Origin of the sequence: Nocardioides aequoreus (genome assembly GCF_000720335.1) — a bacterium.
Classification (GTDB): Bacteria; Actinomycetota; Actinomycetes; order Propionibacteriales; family Nocardioidaceae; genus Marmoricola; species Marmoricola aequoreus.
Genome location: NZ_JOJN01000002.1, coordinates 481,267 through 502,819 on the forward strand (window position 1 = coordinate 481,267; position 21,553 = coordinate 502,819).

At 73.7% G+C, this 21,553-nt stretch carries 18 protein-coding genes; 11 read left to right on the plus strand and 7 right to left on the minus strand.

What is annotated here, in order from left to right; all coding sequences use genetic code 11:
• Positions 1-60: 60 nt before the first annotated feature.
• From IG63_RS0104870 to IG63_RS0104900, 7 genes are all read left to right on the plus strand, one after another.
• On the plus strand, positions 61-2,337 hold the full coding sequence (locus IG63_RS0104870) for a PKD domain-containing protein (RefSeq protein WP_030483258.1): 2,277 nt from the start codon (positions 61-63) through the stop codon (positions 2,335-2,337).
• Between the two features lie 198 nt (positions 2,338-2,535).
• Positions 2,536-3,420 carry an AfsR/SARP family transcriptional regulator gene (locus IG63_RS0104875; RefSeq protein WP_051706151.1) on the plus strand — a complete coding sequence of 295 codons (885 nt, stop codon included), beginning with the start codon at positions 2,536-2,538 and terminating at the stop codon, positions 3,418-3,420.
• 144 nt (positions 3,421-3,564) lie between these two features.
• Entirely contained in the window at positions 3,565-4,254 is a 690-nt protein-coding gene (locus IG63_RS0104880) for a response regulator (protein ID WP_030483260.1), read from the plus strand.
• A gap of 46 nt (positions 4,255-4,300) precedes the next feature.
• Positions 4,301-5,596: a sensor histidine kinase gene (locus IG63_RS0104885; protein WP_157210023.1), complete on the plus strand. Its 1,296-nt coding sequence runs from the start codon at positions 4,301-4,303 to the stop codon at positions 5,594-5,596.
• 68 nt (positions 5,597-5,664) lie between these two features.
• A complete protein-coding gene (locus IG63_RS0104890; protein ID WP_051706153.1) occupies positions 5,665-6,165 on the plus strand; it encodes a response regulator in 501 nt (166 codons plus the stop codon).
• A 5-nt stretch (positions 6,166-6,170) separates the two neighbouring features.
• Positions 6,171-6,851 (plus strand): copper resistance CopC family protein, encoded by a 681-nt coding sequence (locus IG63_RS0104895; RefSeq protein ID WP_051706154.1) that lies wholly within the window; start codon positions 6,171-6,173, stop codon positions 6,849-6,851.
• Between the two features lie 105 nt (positions 6,852-6,956).
• Complete coding sequence (locus IG63_RS0104900; RefSeq protein ID WP_084596618.1) at positions 6,957-11,915, plus strand: peroxidase family protein; 4,959 nt, start codon at positions 6,957-6,959, stop codon at positions 11,913-11,915.
• 85 nt (positions 11,916-12,000) lie between these two features.
• Here the strand turns inward: IG63_RS0104900 and IG63_RS0104905 are convergent, their stop codons facing one another.
• Positions 12,001-12,909, minus strand: a complete 909-nt coding sequence (locus IG63_RS0104905) for an NAD-dependent epimerase/dehydratase family protein (RefSeq protein ID WP_030483265.1) — start codon at positions 12,907-12,909, stop codon at positions 12,001-12,003.
• A 129-nt stretch (positions 12,910-13,038) separates the two neighbouring features.
• On the opposite strand from IG63_RS0104905, the gene IG63_RS0104910 reads away from it, so the two are divergent.
• The gene (locus IG63_RS0104910) at positions 13,039-15,219 is read left to right on the plus strand and encodes a CocE/NonD family hydrolase (protein ID WP_084596619.1); all 2,181 of its coding nucleotides are present in this window, start codon (positions 13,039-13,041) and stop codon (positions 15,217-15,219) included.
• Here the strand turns inward: IG63_RS0104910 and IG63_RS0104915 are convergent.
• Positions 15,195-15,620, minus strand: a complete 426-nt coding sequence (locus IG63_RS0104915) for a RipA family octameric membrane protein (RefSeq protein WP_157210024.1) — start codon at positions 15,618-15,620, stop codon at positions 15,195-15,197. The genes IG63_RS0104910 and IG63_RS0104915 overlap by 25 nt on opposite strands.
• A gap of 316 nt (positions 15,621-15,936) precedes the next feature.
• Here IG63_RS0104915 and IG63_RS0104920 point away from each other — a divergent pair, with 316 nt between their 5' ends.
• Positions 15,937-17,604 carry an ABC-F family ATP-binding cassette domain-containing protein gene (locus IG63_RS0104920; RefSeq protein WP_051706156.1) on the plus strand — a complete coding sequence of 556 codons (1,668 nt, stop codon included), beginning with the start codon at positions 15,937-15,939 and terminating at the stop codon, positions 17,602-17,604.
• Here IG63_RS0104920 and IG63_RS0104925 read toward each other — a convergent pair.
• On the minus strand, positions 17,601-18,020 hold the full coding sequence (locus IG63_RS0104925; RefSeq protein ID WP_169741758.1) for a CBS domain-containing protein: 420 nt from the start codon (positions 18,018-18,020) through the stop codon (positions 17,601-17,603). The two genes, IG63_RS0104920 and IG63_RS0104925, sit on opposite strands and share 4 nt — an antisense overlap.
• A 116-nt stretch (positions 18,021-18,136) precedes the next feature.
• On the opposite strand from IG63_RS0104925, the gene IG63_RS0104930 reads away from it, so the two are divergent.
• A complete protein-coding gene (locus IG63_RS0104930; protein WP_030483270.1) occupies positions 18,137-18,535 on the plus strand; it encodes a hypothetical protein in 399 nt (132 codons plus the stop codon).
• A 64-nt stretch (positions 18,536-18,599) separates the two neighbouring features.
• Positions 18,600-18,974 (plus strand): hypothetical protein, encoded by a 375-nt coding sequence (locus IG63_RS20430; RefSeq protein WP_036194408.1) that lies wholly within the window; start codon positions 18,600-18,602, stop codon positions 18,972-18,974.
• Between the two features lie 6 nt (positions 18,975-18,980).
• Here the strand turns inward: IG63_RS20430 and IG63_RS0104940 are convergent, their stop codons facing one another.
• The 4 genes from IG63_RS0104940 to IG63_RS22545 all read right to left on the minus strand — a co-directional run bounded on the left by IG63_RS0104940 (position 18,981) and on the right by IG63_RS22545 (position 21,532).
• A complete protein-coding gene (locus tag IG63_RS0104940; RefSeq protein WP_030483272.1) occupies positions 18,981-19,403 on the minus strand; it encodes a hypothetical protein in 423 nt (140 codons plus the stop codon).
• A 154-nt stretch (positions 19,404-19,557) separates the two neighbouring features.
• Positions 19,558-20,841 carry an NAD(P)/FAD-dependent oxidoreductase gene (locus tag IG63_RS0104945; protein WP_030483273.1) on the minus strand — a complete coding sequence of 428 codons (1,284 nt, stop codon included), beginning with the start codon at positions 20,839-20,841 and terminating at the stop codon, positions 19,558-19,560.
• Positions 20,842-20,875: 34 nt separating this feature from the next.
• A complete protein-coding gene (locus tag IG63_RS20435) occupies positions 20,876-21,250 on the minus strand; it encodes a TraR/DksA family transcriptional regulator (protein ID WP_051706157.1) in 375 nt (124 codons plus the stop codon).
• 105 nt (positions 21,251-21,355) lie between these two features.
• Positions 21,356-21,532, minus strand: a complete 177-nt coding sequence (locus tag IG63_RS22545; protein WP_157210026.1) for a hypothetical protein — start codon at positions 21,530-21,532, stop codon at positions 21,356-21,358.
• Positions 21,533-21,553 lie beyond the last annotated feature (21 nt).

A 21,553-nucleotide genomic window follows, 5' to 3' on the forward strand; every position in this document is an offset into this window, starting at 1 on the left:
TCGAGGCTCGGCCACCCAAGCGGGCCGCACGGGTGTCGGCCCACCGAGGAGTTGAGCACCATGTCCCCACGCGCCCCCCGCCTCCCCCGAGAGCACCACCTGCGTCGCCGGCGACGCCTCGTCACGCTCGTCGCGGTGGCGCTGACCGTCGCGCTGACCGCGACCGCGCACGGCGTACCGGTGGCGCCGACCGAGCCCGACGGGACCCTGAAGGTCCGCAGCGGGCGCCTCACCGAGGTCGGCCCGACCGCCGAGCACGGCTTCCCCGCGTGGTACCGCGACAGCAACGGCGTCCGGCTCGAGGCGTGCACGACGCTCGACGACCCGCTCTGCTCGACCCTCCCCGACGAGGTGCCGAACCCCGACGCCCCGGTCTCCTACCCCGACAACTTCCCCGGGGAGTTCTTCTACCAGCTCGCAGGCGCGGAGGTGACCGGCGGCGGCGTCGACATGACCGTCGGGATGGACCTCGAGGGCGCCTGGGCGGCCGAGGAGGTCGTCGACGGCGACCAGATGGTCTTCGGCCGGGTGCGCATCCGCGACAAGGGGATCGCCGACGGCGAGTACCGCGTCACGCACCCCTACGGCGTCGACGTCTTCGACGTCCAGGGCGACGGGATCAACTACACCCAGGACATCGGCACCACCCCGGGCGTCTTCGGCCAGGCGCTGGCCAGCCGCATCGGTCCCTTCCTCACCTGGGACCCTGCGGTGGCTCCCGCCGCCCCCGCCGGCTACGTCGGCGACCCCGGTGTGCCCCACCCGGTGGTCGGCAGCCCCTACGGCACCAACTACGTCTCGGTGGAGCGGCGCGAGGCCGATGGCAGCTGGACCGAGCTCGCCCACACCGACCTCTTCAGCGTGCAGGGCCGCAAGGCGACCAACGCCGGCGTCGACGCGCGGGCGGCGACCTACAGCGTGGGCGCCGACGGGCACGGCTTCGTCGACGTCTACGCCGGCTCCGACGCCGGCCAGTCCCTCCACGTGCTCGACGCGGGGCTCGGCTTCGTCGAGACGCGGATGGAGGGCGACCGCGGTGTCTACTACGGGCGCTACGGCATCGACCGGTCCCCCGACGGGCGCTCGCTCACGCTGGCCAACGTCGGTGACCGACCGGTGGCGCAGAAGCAGGTGCGGCTGACCGACGTGGTGACGGTGACGCGGGCGACCTACGACGCCGACGCCGACCTCCTGACGGTGCAGGCGAGCTCCAGCGACCAGGACTCCTCCCCCGGCCGGCTCACGGTGATGGGCCAGCCGCTCGAGGACGGCATCGCGCAGGTCAGCACCGTGGCGCCGACGCCGACGGTGACCGTGACCTCCGACAAGGGCGGCTCGAGCACCGTGCCCGTGAGCGCGGCGGGGCGCGGCTTCGAGGCCGAGGCGCCCGTGGCGGCGGCCTTCGCCAGCCCGACGGACGCCGCCCCCGGACAGCGCGTCACCCTGACGGGCACGGGGTCGACCGGGACCATCAGCAGCTACGCCTGGCGACAGGTGCCCGCCCTCGCGACGGAGGACGTCGAGGTCACGCTGCCGGACGGGTCGGTCGGCACCGAGCCCTCCACCGTGGAGGTGCCGGTCACCGACGCCAACCGGGTCACGCTCAACGGCGCCGACGCGTCGGTGGCGACCTTCACCGCACCCAGCGGGTACGCCGGACCGCTCGCCTTCGAGCTGGTCGCCAGCGGACCGGCGGGCACCAGCGAGCCGGTCGTCGTGCAGGTCAACGTCGTCGTCCCCGACCCGACCGACCCGGCACCGGCGCCGACGGCCGACGCCGGCCCCGACCAGAGTGCGCGTCGCGGCGCGACGGTGCGCCTCGACGGCTCGGCCAGCACCCTGGTCGACGACTACGCGTGGTCGCAGGTCAGCGGGCCGCCGGTGTCGCTCACCGGTGCCACCACGGCGTCGCCGTCGTTCGTGATGCCGCTGATGCCGCTGCCCACGAGCACGACCGGGCCCAACCCGTCGTACACGACCAGCTCGACGCCGGTGGTGCTGCGCCTGACGGTCACCGGCCAGTCGGGCCAGGAGGCGACCGACGAGGTCACCATCACCCCGGCAGCGGAGACCCTCGCCCTGACGGCGGCGGAGTTCCGGGCCGGCCGTGAGTGGCGGGTGTCGGGCACCTCCAGCGTGCTCGCCGGTCAGCGGGTCGCGGTGGTCCTGGGCAGCAGCCTGACGGGCCAGGTCCTCGGCTTCGCCAACGTCGACGCGGTGGGCGCCTGGACCTTCCGCGGGGCGGGCACCGTCACGCCACCCGCTGCGACGACGACGGTGAGCGCCGTCAGCGCCGTGGGCGGCAGCGCGACAGGCTTCACCTTCAGACGGAGGTGAGCACCGCCGAGGGGCGGGTCGCACTCCTGGGGGTGCGACCCGCCCCTCTCGCGTGCCCGCACCCCCCGCGTGCATCCCCGCGGATGGGGGGGTGCCACCCCCTCGAAATCGGCGACGGCACCCCCCGCACCGACGGCTGCCGGTCGTCGCGCGCCGTCCCGAGACTGGGGCCACCGACGAGCAGCAGGGGGCGGACACATGCAGGTCAACATCTTCGGATCCACCACAGTCGTGGGTGCCGCCGGTCCGGTCCGTGACCTCGGGGGGGCCAAGCCCCGCCAGATCCTGGAGATCCTCGCCGTCGCCGCGGGGGCACCGGTCTCCAAGGAGCAGCTGGCCGACCTGCTGTGGGAGGGTCGCCCGCCACGCAGCCACCTGGCCACGCTCGAGAGCTACGTCTGCGTGCTGCGCCGGAGCCTCGGGGGCCGTGGCCGCGAGAGCGGCATCGTCACGGTCCAGCAGGGCTACCGGATCGACCCGGTGCTGCTGGAGGTCGACCTCGCCCGCTTCCGCTCACTGCTCCAGGAGGCCCACGCGGCCGCCCTCGGGCCGCAGGCGCGGCTCCGTCGGTACGAGGAGGCCCTCGACCTGGCCGTGGGCGACCTGCTGGCCGACGACCTCACGGCGTCCTGGGCGTCGAGCGAGCGGGACCGGGTGCGGGGCGAGGTGGTGGCCGCGCGGAGCGGCGCCGCCGCCCTCGCCCTCGCCCTCGACCTCGACGAGGCCGCGATCCGTCACGCACGGGCGGCGCTCGTGTCGGACCCGCACGCCGAGGAGGCCGTGCGCACGCTGATGAGCGCGCTGCACCGCAGCGGCCGGCGACCCGAGGCCCTGCGCAGCTTCTTCGACCTGCGCCACCGCCTCGGCGAGGACCTCGGCGTCGACCCCTCGCGCGAGACGACCCGGTGCTACCTGCAGCTGCTCCGCGACGAGGGAGCGGCGGACGCCGGCACGGACGCGCGCGAGGAGGTCCACATGCTGGTCCGCCTGTTGCGTCAAGCCGTGCTGGCGACTCCGGGGGTCGAAGTATCGCAAAGCGATCGAGCCTGGACCCGGCTGGCCGCACAGCTCGTGCCTGCCTGACGGGTCTCCGGGCCCACACCGCCAGTCCCGCGGACGGGGTGGTGCAGTCCAGCCGTTGACGATCGATCCAGAGCATCGATACTGGCGGGACACCCGCTCGGGGGGTTCCGGAGGGCTGGAGGGCCCGGAACAAGGGGGATGGTCATGTGCGTGCACGTGCCCGCGGCCCGCAGAGGGGAGCCGCTGCGGGTCGTCGTCGTCGACGACCACCGCACCTTCTCCGACCTCGTCCGCCTGGCGCTCGACCACGAGCCCGACCTGGCGTGCGTCGCCACGGCACGAGATGCCGCCGAGGCCCGCGCCCGGGTGCTGGAGACGCGTCCCGACGTCGTGCTGATGGACGTCGACCTCGGCCCCGAGGACGGCTTGCGGCTGACCGAGGAGCTGCGCGTGCAGATCCCGTCGCTGCGCGTCGTCGTGCTCACGGCGCACTGCGACGCGAGCGTCATGCGCCGTACCGCGGCCGCCGGGGCGTGCGCCCTGCTGCCGAAGGGCGAGCCGCTCCCGGACCTGCTCCGGGCGCTGCGCCACGCCCGCCTCGGCGAGCTCTACGTCCACCCCGGCCTGCTGCCGGCGCTGGTGGCCGAGGGGTCGCCGAGCCGTCACCACCACCAGGCTCCGCTGCCCGCCCTGACGCCCCGCGAGACCCACGTGCTGCAGCTGCTCGCCGACGGTCGCTCCGTCACCGAGATCGCGCGGCTGCTCGGCATCTCGGTGCACACGTGCCGCGGCTACGTGAAGACCCTGCTCGCCAAGCTCGGCGCGCACTCGCAGCTCGAGGCCGTCGCGGTGGCGGGGAGACTCGGGATCCTCGATGCTCCGGCTGGCCGCTGACCGCGACCGGAGCCGGCGACGCCCGGAGCGAACCACGGAGCCGGAGGTGAGGGCGGCCCTCGTCCGCTTCACCATGCTCAGCGTCGTCGCGCTCGTGCTGCTGACTGTCGCCACGCTCGTGCTGGCCGAGCGGATCGCCCGGGCCAAGGCGCTCGACGACGCCCGCATCCAGGGGATGGGCATCGCCAACCGACTGGCCGCGCCGCTGGTCGACGCCCGCGTCCGCGCCGGCGAGCCCGGGGCGACCGACCAGCTCGACACCGTGATGGCCAACCGCATGCGCGACGGCAGCGTGCGGCACGTGAAGATCTGGGACCAGGACGGTCGCCTCATCTGGACCGACCAGACCGAGCTGGCCGGTCGCACCTTCGAGCTCGACGACGACGTGACGGCGCTCTTCGGCACCCGGGACGCGACCGCCGAGCTCTCCGACCTCGAGCGCGAGGAGAACGTCGCGGAGCAGGGCGAGGGCGAGCTCCTGGAGGTGTACGCCGGCGCCTTCGACGCCGACGGAGTGCCGGTCGTCTTCGAGGCCTACCTCTCGACCGAGCGGATGGAGGAGAACGCCCGCACCATCGTGCTCTCGTTCGTGCCGCTGATCGTGGGCTCCCTGGTGCTGCTGCTGCTCGTGGTGCTGCCGCTGGCGGTCTCGTTGAGCCGCCGGGTCCAGCGGGCCCAGGCCGAGCGGGCCGACCTGATGCGTCACGCCGTCCTGGCCTCCGAGATCGAGCGGCGCCGCATCGCCGAGGACCTGCACCACGGCGTGGTGCAGGACCTGGCCGGTCTGGTCTACACGCTGCCCACGCTGGGGCGGCACCTGGAGCCCGACGGCGACCGGGCCATCGCCCGGAGCCTGCTCGACCGGGCCACCGAGCTGGTGCAGCGCAACGTCGTCGCGCTGCGCTCGCTGATGACCGACATCTACCCGCCCGACCTCGAGGGGGACGGACTCGCGCGGGCCGTCGAGCAGCTGGCGCACACCGAGGCCGCCGCCACCAGGCTGCGCGTGGAGATCGACGTCGACCCCGGGCTGACCCTGCCGCCCGACACCGCGCAGCTCGCCTACCGGATCGTCCGGGAGGGCGTGCGCAACGTCGTGAAGCACGCCGGCGCCACCAGCATGCGCATCGCGCTCACCACCGACGGGGCGCAGGTGCAGGTGCGGGTGGTCGACGACGGCGTCGGGCCGGGCGACCGGCCGGGGCTGAGCCCGGAGGGGCACCTGGGCCTCCGGCTGCTCACCGACACCCTGCGCGACGTGGGCGGCCGCCTCGAGGTCCGCCGGACCGACGGCGGTGGCACCGAGCTGTTCGCCCGCTTCCCGGTGTCGATGGCCGGCTGAGCTCCCAGCGCGCCCCAAGGTGCGACGGCGAGACTCCGACCGGGAGGCGGCGGAGCGGAGGAGCGCGCATGGTCACCAGGGTGATGCTGGTCGACGACCACCGGCTGGTGCGCGAGGTGCTCGTCGAGCTGCTCTCCCAGGAGCAGGACCTGACCGTCGTCGGGGCGGCGGCCGACGCTCCCGAGAGCGTGGAGATGGTGCGCACGGTGCTGCCCGACGTCGTGGTGATGGACGTCCACCTGCCCGAGGTCGACGGCATCGCGGCGACCCGGGCGCTGACCCGCCTGCACCCCACCCTGAAGGTGGTGATGCTGAGCTCGTCGTGCTCTCCGACGCTGCTGAAGGACTCCGACGAGGCAGGGGCGTGCGGCTACCTGGTCAAGGGCGACCCGGCCGACGAGCTCTTCCACGGCATCCGGACCGCGGCGCGCGGCGGCCGGCCCTTCTCCACGCAGGCGGCCGCGTTGTGGCGGTCGATGCACGACAGCGGGGCACGGCAAGGTGCGCCCAAGGTGAGGTCGGCACCATCGGCGCGCGGAGGGGCGCCCGACTCCCCCGGCGAGGAGTAGGGACCATGCGCAGCCGAGTCGACGACCTCTCGGCGACGGCGGTCGCGCGGCTCTCGGCCCTGGCGCTGCTGCTGGCCGTGCTCCTCGCCGTGTGGCCCGCCCCCGCACGGGCGCACAGCGACCTGGTCGGCAGCACGCCCCGCGCGGGCGACACCGTCGCCCTCGGGACCGAGCGCCTGGTGCTGGTCTTCTCGGATCCGCTGGTGCCAGGACAGGCCCAGGTGCTGGTGCGGGACGCTGCCGGGAGGGACGTCAGCACGGGCCGCCCGGCCCTCGACGGTCCCAGCGTCGAGGTGCCCCTGCGCCTGCAGCGACCGGGGCGGCACGCGGTGACCTACCGCGTGCTCAGCGCGGACGGTCACACGGTGGTGGGCGAGCTCGCCTTCTCGGTGCGCGCGCCGGCGGACGCCCCCGCGAGCGCGGGCCCGGCGCCGGGCACCACCTCGGGCTCCGCTCCCTCGGGGCAGGACGTCGGGGCGGGCACGACCGCAGTCCCGGTGGTGCCGGAGGTCGCCCTGCCGGCGCAGAGCGTCGAGGACACCTGGGTGCCGTCGCCGCTGTGGTGGCTGGCGGCGCTCTCGGGACTGGCGGTGGCCGCCGCGCTGCTGCGGCGCCTCCGGTCGTCGTCCGCACCCCACCCGGGCACGGACGAGGTCGTGCACGCCGCAGCACCGGCGCCTCGCTAGTCGCGCGCCCTGATCCGGCGTCGCGCTCCAAGGGTTTTCCAAGGGCCGCCCGGCAGCGTGGCGGGACCACGCCAGAGCCGGCTTGCCGCAGAGGGGACCAGGACCATGGCCACACACGCAAGCACGGGACGACACGCGAGCACACGCGAGCACGCACGGCCTCCGCACCCCCGCCGCCTCCTGGGGCGCTCGCTGGCGACGGCGCTCCTGGTCGGTCTCGTGACGGTGGTGCCGAGCCCCGCGACGACGCCGGCCGCCTCCGGGGCGGCGGCCGTGGGCCAGGGCTTCAACCTCAACCGGTCGGACCTGCGCTTCATCATGCGACAGATCCGCATCTCCGAGCGGCACGCCGCCACCCGGACCCCGGAGAACCCCTGCGGCACGCTGCTGGGCAGCGACCCCGACCAGATCCCCAACGGCAACCAGCAGGGCGCGCAGCTCCCGTGGGGCCTGCGCACGGTCGACGGGACCTGTAACAACCTGATCCCCGGCCAGGAGGAGTTCGGGGCCGCCGACACGACCTTCCCGAGGTTGGTGCCCGCCAAGTTCCGCGGTGACTACACCCGCAAGCGCGGCACCGTCGTCGACCCGGAGCCGCGGCGCATCAGCAACCTGATCGTCGACCAGACCGGGGGCAACCCCGCCGCGGTCGCCGCCGCGGGAGACGCCACCCCGGACGCATCGGGCACGCTGTCGATCCCCAACGTCGCCCCCGACGTCGGGCTCTCGGCGCCGTACAACTCGCTCTTCACGCTCTTCGGCCAGTTCTTCGACCACGGCCTCGACCTGGTCACCAAGGGCGGCGGCAGCGTCTTCATGCCCCTCGACCCGGCGGACCCGCTCTACCGCCCCGGCAGCCCCACCAACTTCATGGTCCTCACCCGCGCGACCAACCAGCCCGGTCCCGACGGCATCCTGGCCGACGACCCGGCCACGCCCGCCGACGAGACGGCCGACAACGTGCAGGAGCACACCAACACCACGACCTCGGTGGTGGACCAGAACCAGACCTACACCTCGCACCCCGCCCACCAGGCCTTCCTGCGGGAGTACACGACCGCCACCGACGGCAGGCCGGTCGCCAGCGGACGGCTGCTCGGCGGGTCCGACGGCGAGGGCCTGGCCCCCTGGACCGAGGTCAAGGCCGAGGCGCTTGACAAGCTCGGCGTGGTCCTGGAGGACACCGACGTCACCAACGTGCCCCTGCTGGCCACCGACCCCTACGGCAACCTGACGCTCTCCCCGGAGGGCCGGCCCCAGCTGGTCACCGAGTCGGGGCTGGTGTCGACCGAGGTCGACGGCACGCCGCTGCCCGACGACGTGGTGCGCACCGGGCACGCCTTCCTCGACGACATCGCCCACCACGCGGCACCGACAGGCGACCGCAACCCGGCCGACGGCCCCGGCCCGGTCGTGCCGCTGGACCCCGACGGCGACGCCGGCACCACCGACGACGGGGACCCGACGACCTACGACGACGAGATGCTCGGCGCCCACTTCGTCGCGGGCGACGGCCGCGCCAACGAGAACATCGGGCTGACCTCCGTGCACCACGTCTTCCACTCCGAGCACAACCGGCTGGTCGCGGAGATCGACGACCTCATCACGACGCTGGAGACCCCCGAGAACATCGCGGCGTGGCACGGCAGCGCCGGCCCCGCGGGCTGGGACTACGGGCAGAAGCTCTTCCAGGCGGCACGCTTCGTCACCGAGATGGAGTACCAGCACCTGGTCTTCGAGGAGTTCGCCCGCAAGGTCCAGCCGATGGTCAACGTCTTCGGCGAGGGCGGCACCGGCTACCGGACCACCATCGACCCCGCCATCCGGGCCGAGTTCGCCCACGCCGTCTACCGCTTCGGCCACTCCATGCTGACCGACACCGTGGCCCGCACCAACGCCAACGGGAGCAGGAACGACGTCGGTCTCATCGACGCCTTCCTCAACCCGCCCGCCTTCACCGACGGAGGCTCCGCGGGCGAGCTCACCCCGGACCAGGCCGCCGGAGCCGTGGTGCGCGGCACCACCCGTCAGGTCGGCGAGGAGATCGACGAGTTCGTCGTCGAGGCCCTGCGCAACAACCTGCTCGGACTGCCCCTGGACCTGGCGACGATCAACCTCGCCCGTGCCCGCGACGCAGGCGTGCCGCGGCTCAACGAGGCGAGGCGTGCCTTCTACGACGAGACGGCCAACTCCGCGCTGACGCCGTACGAGAGCTGGGCCGACCTCCGCTTCTCCCTGCGTCACCCCGAGTCGCTGACCAACTTCATCGCCGCGTACGGCACCCACGACAGCATCGGGTCAGCCGGCTCCCTGACCGCCCGGCGCGCTGCCGCCGAGGAACTGCTCGAGCTCGCGGCCACCCCGCAGCTGCCGCTGCCGGAGACTCCCGAGGAGGAGGAGCAGAACGCGCGGATCCAGGACGCCTACGACTTCCTCAACGGTGCCGGCCCCTACGCCAACGAGGGCGGGCGCACCGTCACGGGCGTCGACGACATCGACCTGTGGGTCGGGGGCCTGGCCGAGAAGCCCATGGTCTTCGGCGGCATGCTGGGCGCCACCTTCAACTACGTCTTCGAGACCCAGCTGGAGGACCTGCAGGACGGCGACCGCTTCTACTACCTCTCGCGCACGGCGGGGCTGAACCTGCTGACCCAGCTGGAGGGCAACTCCTTCTCGGAGCTGGTGATGCGCAACACCGACGTCACCAGCCTGCCGGCCGACGGCTTCTCCCGCCCCGACTACGTCTTCGAGGTCGACCGGCTCGGGACCAGCGGCGCGGTGACCAACGACCCGGACACGGCGTGGAACGAGAGCGCGCTGCTGACCCGCATGCCCGACGGGACCATCCGCTTCGGCGGGGGCGAGCACGTCGTCTTCAACGGCACGGCCGGCAACGACCGGGTGTGGTCGAGCGAGGGCGACGACACCATCCGCGGCAACGACGGTGACGACTGGATGCAGGGGGGCGACGGCAACGACCACCACGTCGGCGGGCTCGGCGACGACATCCTGCAGGACCTGGCGGGCGACGACACCCTCAAGGGCGGGGACGGCGACGACGCCCTCTCCTCGGGCCAGGGCTTCGGCGGCGACCTCAACCAGGGTGGCCGCGGCAAGGACTTCGTCGTCGGTGGCAACGACATCACCGAGACCTTCGCAGGGCCTGGTGACGACTTCGTCTACGCCGGCGAGGCCGAGGACACCGTCTTCGGCGACGACGGGGACGACTGGATCGAGGACGGCAAGGGTCCCTTCAGCCTGCTGCAGGGCGACAACGGCGCCCCCTTCCAGGACGACCCCAACGAGCCCGGCCACGACGTCCTCAACGGCGACGGCGGCGAGCAGGACTACGACGCCGAGGGTGGCGACGACGTCATGATGGCCGGCCCCGGCATCCAGCGGAGCGAGGGCATGCTCGGCTTCGACTTCGTCACGCACAAGGACGACCCACTGCCTGCTGACTCCGACATGGACTTCACCGGCCTGCTCCCCCCGGGCGTCGAGACCAACCGCGACCGCTTCGACCTGGTCGAGTCACTCTCGGGCTGGAAGTTCGACGACGTGCTGCGCGGCGACGACCGGACGGCCGACGACATCGGCACCGACCACCAGCTGACGGCCGAGGGCATCAGCCGGGTGACCGGCCTGGCCGGCGTGCTGCCCCCCGGCACCACGTCGTACGACGGCGGCAACCTGCTGCTGGGTGGCACGGGCAGCGACCTGATCGAGGGTCGGGGTGGCGACGACCTCATCGACGGCGACGCCTGGCTCAACGCCCGGCTCAGCGTGCGCACCGACCCGGCGAACCCCGCCAGCGAGATCGGCTCGGCCGACGGTATGCGCAAGCCCTACCTCGCCGGGAGCACCACGACCCTGCAGCAAGCGGTCTTCGCCCGCACCGTCGACCCCGGCAACATCGTGATCGTCCGGGAGGTGCTGCGCTCCCCCGCAGCAACGGACCGCGACACCGCGGTCTTCACCGGCCCCCGAGCGAACTACACGATCAGCTCGGACGGATCGCTGCTGACGGTGACCGACAACGTCGGCACCGACGGCACCGACCGACTGCGCAACGTCGAGCTGCTGCGCTTCTCCGACCAGACCGTCGACGCCGTCACGCGGCCGTCGGCACCGGTGATCGGCACGGCCTCCGCCGGCGACGCCTCGGCGACCGTGCGGTGGACGGCAGGTCCGGCGAACGGCGCCCAGCCCACGACCGAGCACCGGGTGCAGGTGATCCGGGCAGGAGCCGTCGAGCGCACGGTGACCGGGGTGGCGGGCAACGCCACCAGCACGGTCGTCACCGGGCTGCTCAACGACGTGGCCTACACCTTCCGCGTGGTCGCGGTGAACGCCGCCGGCGCGAGCGACCCGTCGGCGGAGTCCAACCCGGTGACGCCCGACACGGCGTTCCCCCGGCTGGTGTCGACCACGCCGACCAACAACGCGGTCAACGTGCCGGTGGCCGACAACCAGAGCGGTCGCTTCAGCCGCTCGGTGACCAGCCCGAACTGGACCGCTGCGGTGCAGCTGCGCAACAACGCGACGGGCGCCCTCGTCGGCAGGGTCGTGACCTATGACGACGCCACCCGGACGGTGACGGTCAACCCCAACGCCAACCTGGTGCCGGGCGGCTCCTACACCCTGACCTTCGTCGGGACGGGCGCCAACGGCATCCGCGACGCCGCCGGGGTCCGGCTCCCCACCACGGTCGTCAACTTCACGGCGACCTCCGACACCACCCCGCCGACCGTGACGTCGTCGACGCCGGTGGACGGCGCGACCAACATCGCCCGGGGCGCCAACCTCGTGGTCAACACCAGCGAGCGCGTCATCGGTGCGAGCGAGGCCACGGTCGTCCTGCGCAACCAGGCGACGGGCGCCACGGTGGCCTCGGTCGTCAGCGTCAACGCGGCCGGCACCAGGATCACGGTCAACCCCAACCCGACCCTGGCGGCCAACACGCTCCACCGGCTGACCCTCACCGGCGGCAGCACCGCGATCCGGGACGCCTTCGGCAACCCCCTGGCGACCACGACGATCACGTTCCGCACGCGACCGTGACCTGACCCCCGGTCTCGGGCGCCGGCCGGGGCGCCTCCCTCTCAACCCCCCATGAGTGGCGAGGCGCCCCGGTCCGGTGTCCGGCTCAGCGACCCGGCTGGCGACCGGGGTCGTCGAGCACGTCGCGCCAGGAGTGCTCGGGGGCGAAGCCGACCAGCTCGCGGGCCTTGTCGATGGCGTAGAAGGTCTCGTCGCGGCCCATCTCGCGGCGCTGCTCGACGCCGTCGTAGAAGCGGGCGAGCACCTCGTCGGTCGTCGCGGCCACCGACATGTCGGCGTTGGCGACGTTGAAGACCTCGTAGCCCAGCCCGTCGGTCTCCAGGCACCGCTGCACCATCTGGCCGAGGTCGCGCACGTCGATGTAGGCGAAGATGTTGCGGCGCCGCAGCGACGCGTCCTCGAGAAAGGGCGGGAACATCTCGGCGTACTCGTGGGGCTCGATGACGTTGTTGATGCGCAGGCCGTAGACGTCGGCGCCCGTGCGCTGCTGCACCGACCGGGCGGTCACCTCGTTGGCGACCTTCGAGGTCGCGTAGGCGTCCTCCGGGACGGTGGGGTGCTCCTCGTCGACGGGCACGTAGAGCGGCCGGCGCTCCCCCTGGGCGAAGCAGACGCCGTAGGTCGTCTCGGAGGAGGCGAAGACCACCTTGCGGATGCCGAGCCGGGTCGCCGCCTCGAGCACGTGGAAGGTCGAGAGCACGTTGGTGGCGTACGTCGTGACGTCGGGGGTCCTGAGGATCGCCGGCACGGCGGCGAAGTGCACGACCGCGTCGTACGACGGCTGCCGGTCGAGCTCGAGCTCGTCCATCGTGGCGAGGCCGGCGAGGGCGGAGAAGACCTCGCCGGCGGCGGTCAGGTCGACCCGCAGGTCGGTGACGTCGGGGTGGTCGAGGGGGACGAGGTCGGCGTTGGTGACCTGGTGGCCCTGGGCGGCGAGGTAGGGCGCGACGTGCCGGCCCGCCTTGCCGCTGCCACCGGTGAAGAAGAGGCGCATGGGTGGGGCAGTACCCGGCCGCCGGCTCCCCGGACGTGACCCCGGACGTGACCCCAGACGTGACCCCATACGTGACCTGGGGGCGGGAACCCTCGTTGGTCCGGAGGTCGTCTCTGAAGGGAACCCACCGTGCGCCGCACCACCGCCCTCGCCCTGGCCACCACGCTCGCCGCGACCGCCGGGCTCGCCGCGGCGCCGGCCGGACCCGCGGCGGGGGCCGGCACGGCCTACTCCGTGACCACCGTGTACTTCCAGGTCGAGGTGGGACCCGAGGACGACCGGCAGACCTGCGACGTCGTCGGCGACCTCTACGAGCCGGACACGGCGTCGGCGCAGGAGCGGGTGCCCGCGGTGCTCACCACCAACGGCTTCGGCGGCAGCAAGGACGACCAGGCCGGGCTCGCCCGCCTCTTCGCCTCCGACGGCTACGTCGTGCTCAGCTACTCCGGCCTCGGCTTCGGCGGGTCGGGCTGCGAGATCACCCTCGACGACCCGGCGTACGACGGTCAGGCCGCGGCCCGGCTGATCGACTTCCTCGGCGGCGAGGGCGGCATCGCCTTCGAGGACGCCGACCACACCCGTGCGGCCCCGACGCTCGACACGGTCCTGCTCGACGAGCCCGGCGACCCGCGCGTCGGCATGGTCGGGGGCTCCTACGGCGGCCAGGTGCAGTACGCCGCCGCGTCGGTCACGGCGAAGCTGGACACCATCGTCCCGCTGATCACCTGGAACGACCTCAGCTACTCGCTGGCACCCAACAACACCGACCAGCTGGCGCTCCCGGGACAGGAGCAGGAGGGGGTCAGCACGCGGACATCCGGCTCGGTGAAGACCAACTGGGCCCTCGGCTTCTCCGCGCTCGGCCTGACCGGCGACGTCGCCAACCAGCGGCCCGACCCGATCAGCTCGGCCTGCCCCAACTTCGCCTCCTTCGTGTGCCCCGCGCTCGTGCTCGGCGCCACGACGGGCACCCTCGACCCCGCCAGCGTGGCCCAGCTGCGGCGGGCGTCGGTGGCGAGCTACCAGGACCGCGTGCGGGTGCCCACGCTGATCCTGCAGGGTCAGGCCGACACGCTCTTCAACCTCAACGAGGCCGTCGCGACCTACCAGGCGCTGAAGGCGCAGGGCACGCCGGTGAAGATGAGCTGGACGGAGTACGGCCACTCCGGGGCGCCGGCCGAGGGCGAGATCGACTTCGACGCGCCGGACCCCGCCACGCAGCACGTGACGAAGCGGATCCACGACTGGTTCGAGCACCACCTCAAGGGCCGCACCGAGGTCTCGACCGGACCGGAGTTCTCCTACTTCCGCGACTGGGTCGACTACGCGGGCAACGCCACGCCCGCCTACCAGGGCGCCGCCTCCTACCCGGTCGGCACCACCTCGACCTACCACCTCTCGAGCTCGCCACGGGCGCCGCTGACCGGCGGCGCGCTCGTGACCGACCGCGCGGACGTCAGGGCCGGCTCCGAGCGCTTCACGGTGCCGGCCGGTCCCGCGTCCAACGGCGAGGACCTCGACGTGATCGGGTCGGCCTTCGAGCAGCCCGAGGCGGTCGAGCCCGTCCGGGAGGCACCCGGCACCTTCGCGCGCTACGACACCGACCCGCTGACCGCGCCCGTCGACGTGGTCGGGTCGCCGCAGGTGCGCCTGCAGGTGGAGGCGCCCTCCGTGACCGCGACGCAGGGCCAGGACGCCGGCAGGCTGGTGCTCTACCTCAAGGTCGTCGACGTCGCCCCCGACGGCTCCGCGTCGGTGGTGCGCAACCTCGCGGCCCCGGTGCGGCTCCCCGACGTCACCCGACCCGCCACCGTGACGATGCCCGCCTTCGTGCACCGCTTCGAGAAGGGTCACCGGGTGCGGCTGCTCGTGGCCGGCGCGTCCCCGAACTACCGCGGCAACAACGCCCCCGCCGCCGTGAGCATCGAGACCACCGGCGACACCCAGACCGGTGACCCGCTCCCGCTGCAGAGCCTCACGCTGCCGACCCTGCGGGCGGCCGCGCCGTCGGGAGCCGACACCGCGCCGCCGCCGACCGAGGGCGACGGCCCGGGCGCGCCCGGTGCCGGGGAAGGGGACGCCGCAGGGGCTGGCGAGGCTGCCCCCGCCGTCGTCGTCGCCGGCGCCGTGGAGACCCCCGTCGGCACCGCGGCCACAGCCACCACGACCGCGGCCACCACCGCACTGCCCGACACCGGCGGCCCGTCGGCGGCGCTCCTGGCCGCGGGCCTGCTCCTCACGCTGCTCGGGGCGGCGCAGGTACGGCGCGGCCGACGGCCCACGGCTCAGGTGGCGACGACGAGCGCGTAGACGGCTCCCCCCGCCATCAGCAGCCCGACCGACAGCATCAATCCCAGGATGACGCGGCGGTAGCTGGCGCCCCAGGTCGCGCGCTCGACCGTCTCGAGCAGCCGGATCCCGGCCACGCCGCTGCGCTCGGCGAGCCGCTCCTCGAGCCGGGCCATCGGCAGCTCGGCCGCTTTGACCAGCTGGCGGGTGCGCAGGTCGACGAGGGCGAAGGCGAGCGAGACGACCGCGCCCGCGGCGGCCAGCACCGCCGCCAGCACCCCGGCCCCCCGCTGCAGCGCCGTGCCGTACGCCGCGAGGACCAGGCTCAGCGCGACGAGGTAGAAGCCGAGGAGCTGCATCCGCTGGCCGGAGTGGAGCGCGAACCACCGCCAGGCGTGGTCGAGCACCTCACGCTCGGCCACGGTCAGGCCCTCGGGCCCACCGGCTCCCTCACCCGCCATCGCCCCTCCCGGGCCGTGCCTGCCAGCGCTGCGGCACGCTCCGATCATCGCGGCCCCGCGGCCTGCGGGGAAGGGGCCTGCTCGCGGCACCCACGGCCACCTCACGTGGTGCAGACCGGCCTCGACGTCGACGGCGCGCCCGCCGGCTGCATGGTCGACTGCGCCCACCCCACGCACCTCGACGGCGTCCTCACGACAGGACCCTGGCTCGAGCGTGTCGTCGGGCTGCGGGCCGACGCCTCGACCGACTCCGCAGTCGCCTCCGTACGCTCACCGGGTGAGCGCGCACCTGGTGGCCAAGGACCTCGCCGGGGGTCACGCCCACCGCACGCTCTTCGAGGGTCTCGACCTGACCGTCGCCCCCGGCGACGTGGTCGGGGTGGTGGGGGCCAACGGCGCGGGCAAGACCACCCTGCTCCGGCTGCTGGCCGGCGACCTCGTCCCGCTCGGGGGCACCGTCACGACCGCGCCGTCCGACGCCTTCGTCGGCTGGCTGCCGCAGGAGCACGAGCGGGTCCCGGGCGAGACGGTCGCGGCGTACGTCGCACGGCGCACCGGCGCGGCCGCGGCGACCGAGGAGATGGAGCGTCTGGCCGCGGCGCTGGGCGAGGGCGACCCGGCCTCGGAGGCGGCGTACGGCGACGCGCTCGACCACTGGCTCGCCAGCGGCGCCCCGGACCTCGACGAGCGGCTGCCCCCGGTGCTGGCCGACCTTGGTCTCGATGTCGGCCCCCAGGCCCTGATGACCTCGCTGTCGGGGGGCCAGGCGGCGCGCACCGCGCTCGCGGCACTGCTGCTGAGCCGTTTCGACCTGGTGCTCCTCGACGAGCCCACCAACGACCTCGACCTCGCGGGGCTCGAGCGGCTGGAGTCCTTCGTGCGCGGGCTGCGCGCGGGCGTGGTGCTGGTCTCCCACGACCGCGAGTTCCTCTCCCGCGTGGTGACCCGCGTGGTCGAGCTCGACCTGGCGCAGAGCCAGGTCGCCGTCCACGACGGTGGCTACGACGCCTACCTCGAGGAGCGGGCCGTCGCCCGCCGCCACGCACGCGAGCGCTACGAGGAGTACGCCGGCACCCGGGCCGACCTGGTGCGGCGCGCCCGGGTGCAGCGGGAGTGGAGCTCGCAGGGCGTGCGCAACGCGATGCGCAAGTCCCCCGACAACGACAAGATCCGGCGCCGGGCCAGCCAGGAGTCCTCGGAGAAGCAGGCGCAGAAGGTGCGCCAGATGGAGTCGCGCCTCGCGCGGCTCGAGGAGGTGGAGGAGCCGCGCAAGGAGTGGGTGCTGCAGTTCTCGATCGGCGCCGCCCCCCGCTCCAGCTCCGTCGTCGCGACCCTCGACGCCGCCACCGCCGAGCTCGGCACCTTCCGCCTCGGCCCCGTCTCGGTCCAGGTCAGCGCGGGTGACCGGATCGGCGTGACCGGGGCCAACGGCACCGGCAAGACCACGCTGCTGCGACTGCTGCTCGGCCGGCTCGAGCCGACCGCCGGGCGCGCCGGGCTGGGGGCGTCGGTCGCCGTCGGCGAGATCGACCAGTCCCGCACGGGCCTGCCCGACCACCTCCCGCTCGGCACGGCCGTCGAGCTGGCCATGCCGGAGACCCCACCGGCCGACGTCCGCACGCTGCTGGCGAAGTTCGGTCTCAAGGCCGACCAGGTCACGAGCGAGGTCGGAGCCCTCTCCCCCGGAGAGCGCACCCGCGCCGCGATGGCCCTGCTCCAGGCGCGGGGGGTCAACCTGCTCGTCCTCGACGAGCCGACCAACCACCTCGACCTCCCCGCGATCGAGCAGCTCGAGCAGGCCCTGGAGTCCTACGACGGTGCCCTGGTGCTGGTCACCCACGACCGCCGCCTCCTCGACACGGTCAGGCTCGACCAGCGCTGGCAGGTCGACGACGGCACCGTGCACGTGACCCACGTCGGCCGCGACCAGCCCGGGACCTCCTAGGCAGACCGGCCCGCGCGCTCGCGACGACGCGCCTCGACGCCTGCGTCGGTGCACCAGCCGTCGCCCCGGCGCTTGCGGCACAGCAGCCCGACCAGGACCCCCGCGTCGTCGACCACGGCCAGGCGCCGCAGCCCCGAGACCCCGAGCAGCCGCTGCGCGTCACCCAGCGGCGTACCGGAGCGGACGGTGCGGCCCTCGAGCCGTGCCAGCGGCAGCGCCGGCTCCCCGTCGGGCGCGGCGCCGGGACCCTCGCCGAGGTCCTCGCGCACCACCACGCCGACGAGGCGTGACCCGTCGACCAGCAGCGCCGCGTGCACGTGGTCGCCGAGCAGGGCGCGCACGTCACCGACCGTCGCGCCCGCACCGAGCGTCTTCGGTCGGCGCAGCACCGCGTCGTCGACCCTCACCGTCTCCACGCTCACGTCGTACCCCACCGAGGCGTCGGGGCGACCTGCCGGGGTCGAGCAGAGCGCCTCAGGGCCTAGCCTCGGACCATGGCCCCCGCACCAGCCCCCGCGTCCGAGGCCACGCCGTGACGCGCTTCGCCATCGACGCGGGCACGCTGATCCGGCTCGTCGAGTCCGGCGGTCCCTTGGGACCCGGGCACGCACTGGTGGCGCGCGGGTCGCTGCGCAGCGACGCCATGGCACTGCTCTATCGCGACGTCGTGGCCGGACGGCGTACGGAGGCGCAGGCGAAGGCCCTGCTCGAGGGCGTGACCGGGGTGAAGGTTCGACTGCTCGGTGACCGCGTGTCCCGTGCGACGGCGTGGCGGATCGCCCGAGAGCTCGGACGCGACGAGATCGGCGACGCCGAGCACCTCGCCGTGGCCCGGCTGCAGGCCGACGCCCTGGTCACCGAGGACCCCGACCTCCGCGCCGCGGCCGCCGGCCTCGTCGCCCTCGCCCCCTTCGCGGACCTGCTGCGCTGAAGGCACCACCGGCCGCCGGGCCGAGAGCGCGACTGCCGCGGCCGGGCGCGGGTACGTCGGCACCATGAGCCAACGCTGGAGCCGACTGCTGTCCACCGCCACCGCGACCTACGGCGTCTACGCCCTGGTCCGCCCCGAGCACCTGTGGCAGGCCCTCGAGGCCGACCGCTCCGACCGTGACGGCCTGGAGCTGCTCGCGCAGAGCTTCGGCGTGCGCGACCTGGCCATCAGCGCCGTCGGCGTGCTCAGCCGCTCCGAGCGCGCCGTGCGCGCGGCGATGCTGCTGCGCATCGCGATGGACCTCGGCGACGCCGCCCTGCTCTCGCGCAGGATCAGCGACCCCGAGATCCGCACCAAGGTGCTCGCCGTCACCCTCGGCTGGGCCGGGCTCAACACCGCCGCGGTGCTGCTCGACCGACGCAGCGCCGTCGACGACTGACCCGGCTCAGCCGCGGGACCTGCGCGACGACCAGGCCGAGGCGAGGAGCGTCAGGCCGGCGCCGACCAGCCAGACGTCCTTGGCGATGCCGATGCCCTGCTCGCTGGGTCGCACGCGCGAGCCCTCCTGGGTCATGCCGGGGGTGTTGAGGTACATCTGCACGAGTCCGCCGCCGAAGGCGGTGAGGGCGGCGCCGGCGACGGCGGAGGGGACGACGGGCGCGAGCAGCGCCGCACCCAGGGCGATCTCGCCCGCGCTCAGGGCGCGACCGAACGTCTCGGGGCTGAGCTTGGTGACCGCGGGGATGCCGTTGGCCGCCATGCCCTGCATGCCCGCGGCAGCCTCGGCGGGCAGCCCGCGCTTGCTCAGGCCGCTGTTGAGGATGTAGGCCCCGGTGGCGAGGCGGAGGGGCGCGTGGCTGAGGTTCATGAGTTCTCCAGTCGTGTGGGCGCAGCACCACTGTCGGTCGCGGTGGCGGATCTGCCAACGTAGCCGAGCCTCGTCCGCGCCTCGCAGACAGCCTCGAGCAGCCGCCCGGGGCGGACGCCCCGCCGTCCTCCATGGGCGGCAGCACGTCGTCCGCTCACCGGAGCGGGTCGAAGGGGACGAGCTCGGCGGGCGTGGTGCCGGTGGCGATGCGGTGTGCGAGGAGCTTCCCGGTCAGCGGACCCAACGCGATGCCCCACATGCCGTGCCCGCCGGCGACGAAGACACCGGGTGCCGTGGTCGCGCCGACAAGAGGGAGCCCGTCGGCGGTGCAGGGGCGTGAACCGACCCATTCGTCCGTCCGACGGTCCAGGTCGACGCCGTGGAGCAACGGCCGCGCCGCCTCCACGATCGCCCTGATCCGTCGCCGATCGAGAGCCGCGTCCGGAGCGCGGAACTCCATCATCCCCGCGATGCGCAACCTGGCCCCCTCAGGGGTGTCCAGCGGGGTGCACGCGACACGTTGGGTCGGGAAGTACACCGGGCCCGCAGGCACGCGCTCGGCAGGGACGCTGAACGAGTATCCGCGACCTGCTTGGACCAGTCGTCGAACTCCGAACTTTCGCACCAGGGCCGAGAGCCACGCGCCGTTCGCGATCACGACGGCGTCGAACGTGCTGCTGATCCCCGCCTGACCCAGGGTGGACGACGCTGGCGTGCTGGCGCGCGTCACGAGCCGGACCTCGCCACCTCTGTGGAGGACGTCGTCGACGGCGGTGCCCTCGATGATCTCGCCCCCACGTGATCGCACTGCCCTGGCGAGCGCCTCCATGAAGGCTGGAGGGTTGAGGTAGCGCTGGCCGTGGAGCCGGACCGCCGACCTCACCTGGGTGGACAGCGCCGGCTCCGCAGCCCGGGCCTCGTCCGCGGTCAGCACGTCGTACTTCACGTCCTGGCCGGCGGCCCTGATGTGCTCCAGCTCCTCCACCAGGGCCGCGTGCTCGTCGGAGCCGCGGAAGCACGCCAGGAAGGGGTCCGCCGATCGCGTCGGCGCGGCGACATCGGTGTCGACGAGCTGCTCGAACGCCTCGAGGGCGAGCCGGTTGACTGGGACGTACGAGCGCATCCCCAGCCCCCACTTCCGGGCGGTGCTGTGACGCGCGAAGCCGGCCAGGAAGCGCAGCAACGACGGGTCCGCGCGCAGCGGCACGTACACGGGCGAGGACGGGCTCAGGACGGCCCGGATCCCGTAGGTGAGCACTGCTGGCTCCGGCAGTGGCGCCGTCAGCGCGGGCGTGAGCCATCCGGCGTTGCCCCACGACGATCCGGCTGCGACGTGGTCGCGCTCGTAGACGGTGACGCTGGCTCCTTGCTCCTGGAGGAACCAGGCCGTGGACAGGCCGACCATGCCGGCGCCGACGACGGCGACGTGTTGAGACATCAGGTGTACCTCGCTCGTGGTGTGGGTCGTGGCGCTAGCGCTGGGAGGCGCACGTGGCGCATCGCGCCGCGTAGGGCCGCAGCTCCAGCCGCGGGCGCGGGATGGTGCCGTGACAGTCGACGCACAGGCCGTAGGTGCCGTGGCGCAGACGCGCACGCGCCTCGCTGACCTCGACGAGGATGCGCTCGATGCTGGCGCGGTGCGCTGCCGCGACGACGTCGAGGTCGGCTGCCGGCAGCGACGCGAGCTGATCCTCTCGGTCGGCCGCCAGCTCGCGGAGCCGGGCGTCGACGGCCGCGGATGCCGCGCTCAGTCCTGGCGACCGGTGCTGGGTGCCTGGCGCGTGCTGCGGCTGCCTCGCCGCAGGGTCAGCGCGACCCGGGAGGGCAGAAGAGATGTGGGTGGTCATGGTCAGTCCTAGGGGTACGCCGCGTCACCGCTGGCTCCCGAGTGGGGGCAGCGGGACGCGCCACGGGGGCGACGCCGTCACGACGTCGCCTCGAAGGGCGAAGGATCAGGACTGCGAGGGCGGGGCGCGGTCGACGCTGCGGCGGAGGACGTCGAGACCCGTGATGCCGCGGGCCTCCTCGCTGAGCGTGATCGCCAGCAGCGCGGCCCCGGTCGGCACGTGCGAGGGCGCGTGGCAGCGCTCGGTGAGACCCGAGGGTGCTGGTGTCGGCCGCGCCTTCATGCGGCCACCATAGTCCCGTTC

Coding starts and splice junctions, on each gene's coding strand:
- IG63_RS0104905 (WP_030483265.1), bottom strand. CDS start 12,909: ATGCGCCTCTTCTTCACCGGTGGCAGCGGCAAGGCGGGCCGGCACGTC.
- IG63_RS0104870 (WP_030483258.1), top strand. CDS start 61: ATGTCCCCACGCGCCCCCCGCCTCCCCCGAGAGCACCACCTGCGTCGC.
- IG63_RS0104875 (WP_051706151.1), top strand. CDS start 2,536: ATGCAGGTCAACATCTTCGGATCCACCACAGTCGTGGGTGCCGCCGGT.
- IG63_RS22545 (WP_157210026.1), bottom strand. CDS start 21,532: ATGAAGGCGCGGCCGACACCAGCACCCTCGGGTCTCACCGAGCGCTGC.
- IG63_RS0104890 (WP_051706153.1), top strand. CDS start 5,665: ATGGTCACCAGGGTGATGCTGGTCGACGACCACCGGCTGGTGCGCGAG.
- IG63_RS20435 (WP_051706157.1), bottom strand. CDS start 21,250: ATGACCACCCACATCTCTTCTGCCCTCCCGGGTCGCGCTGACCCTGCG.
- IG63_RS0104940 (WP_030483272.1), bottom strand. CDS start 19,403: ATGAACCTCAGCCACGCGCCCCTCCGCCTCGCCACCGGGGCCTACATC.
- IG63_RS0104880 (WP_030483260.1), top strand. CDS start 3,565: ATGTGCGTGCACGTGCCCGCGGCCCGCAGAGGGGAGCCGCTGCGGGTC.
- IG63_RS0104895 (WP_051706154.1), top strand. CDS start 6,171: ATGCGCAGCCGAGTCGACGACCTCTCGGCGACGGCGGTCGCGCGGCTC.
- IG63_RS0104900 (WP_084596618.1), top strand. CDS start 6,957: ATGGCCACACACGCAAGCACGGGACGACACGCGAGCACACGCGAGCAC.
- IG63_RS20430 (WP_036194408.1), top strand. CDS start 18,600: ATGAGCCAACGCTGGAGCCGACTGCTGTCCACCGCCACCGCGACCTAC.
- IG63_RS0104945 (WP_030483273.1), bottom strand. CDS start 20,841: ATGTCTCAACACGTCGCCGTCGTCGGCGCCGGCATGGTCGGCCTGTCC.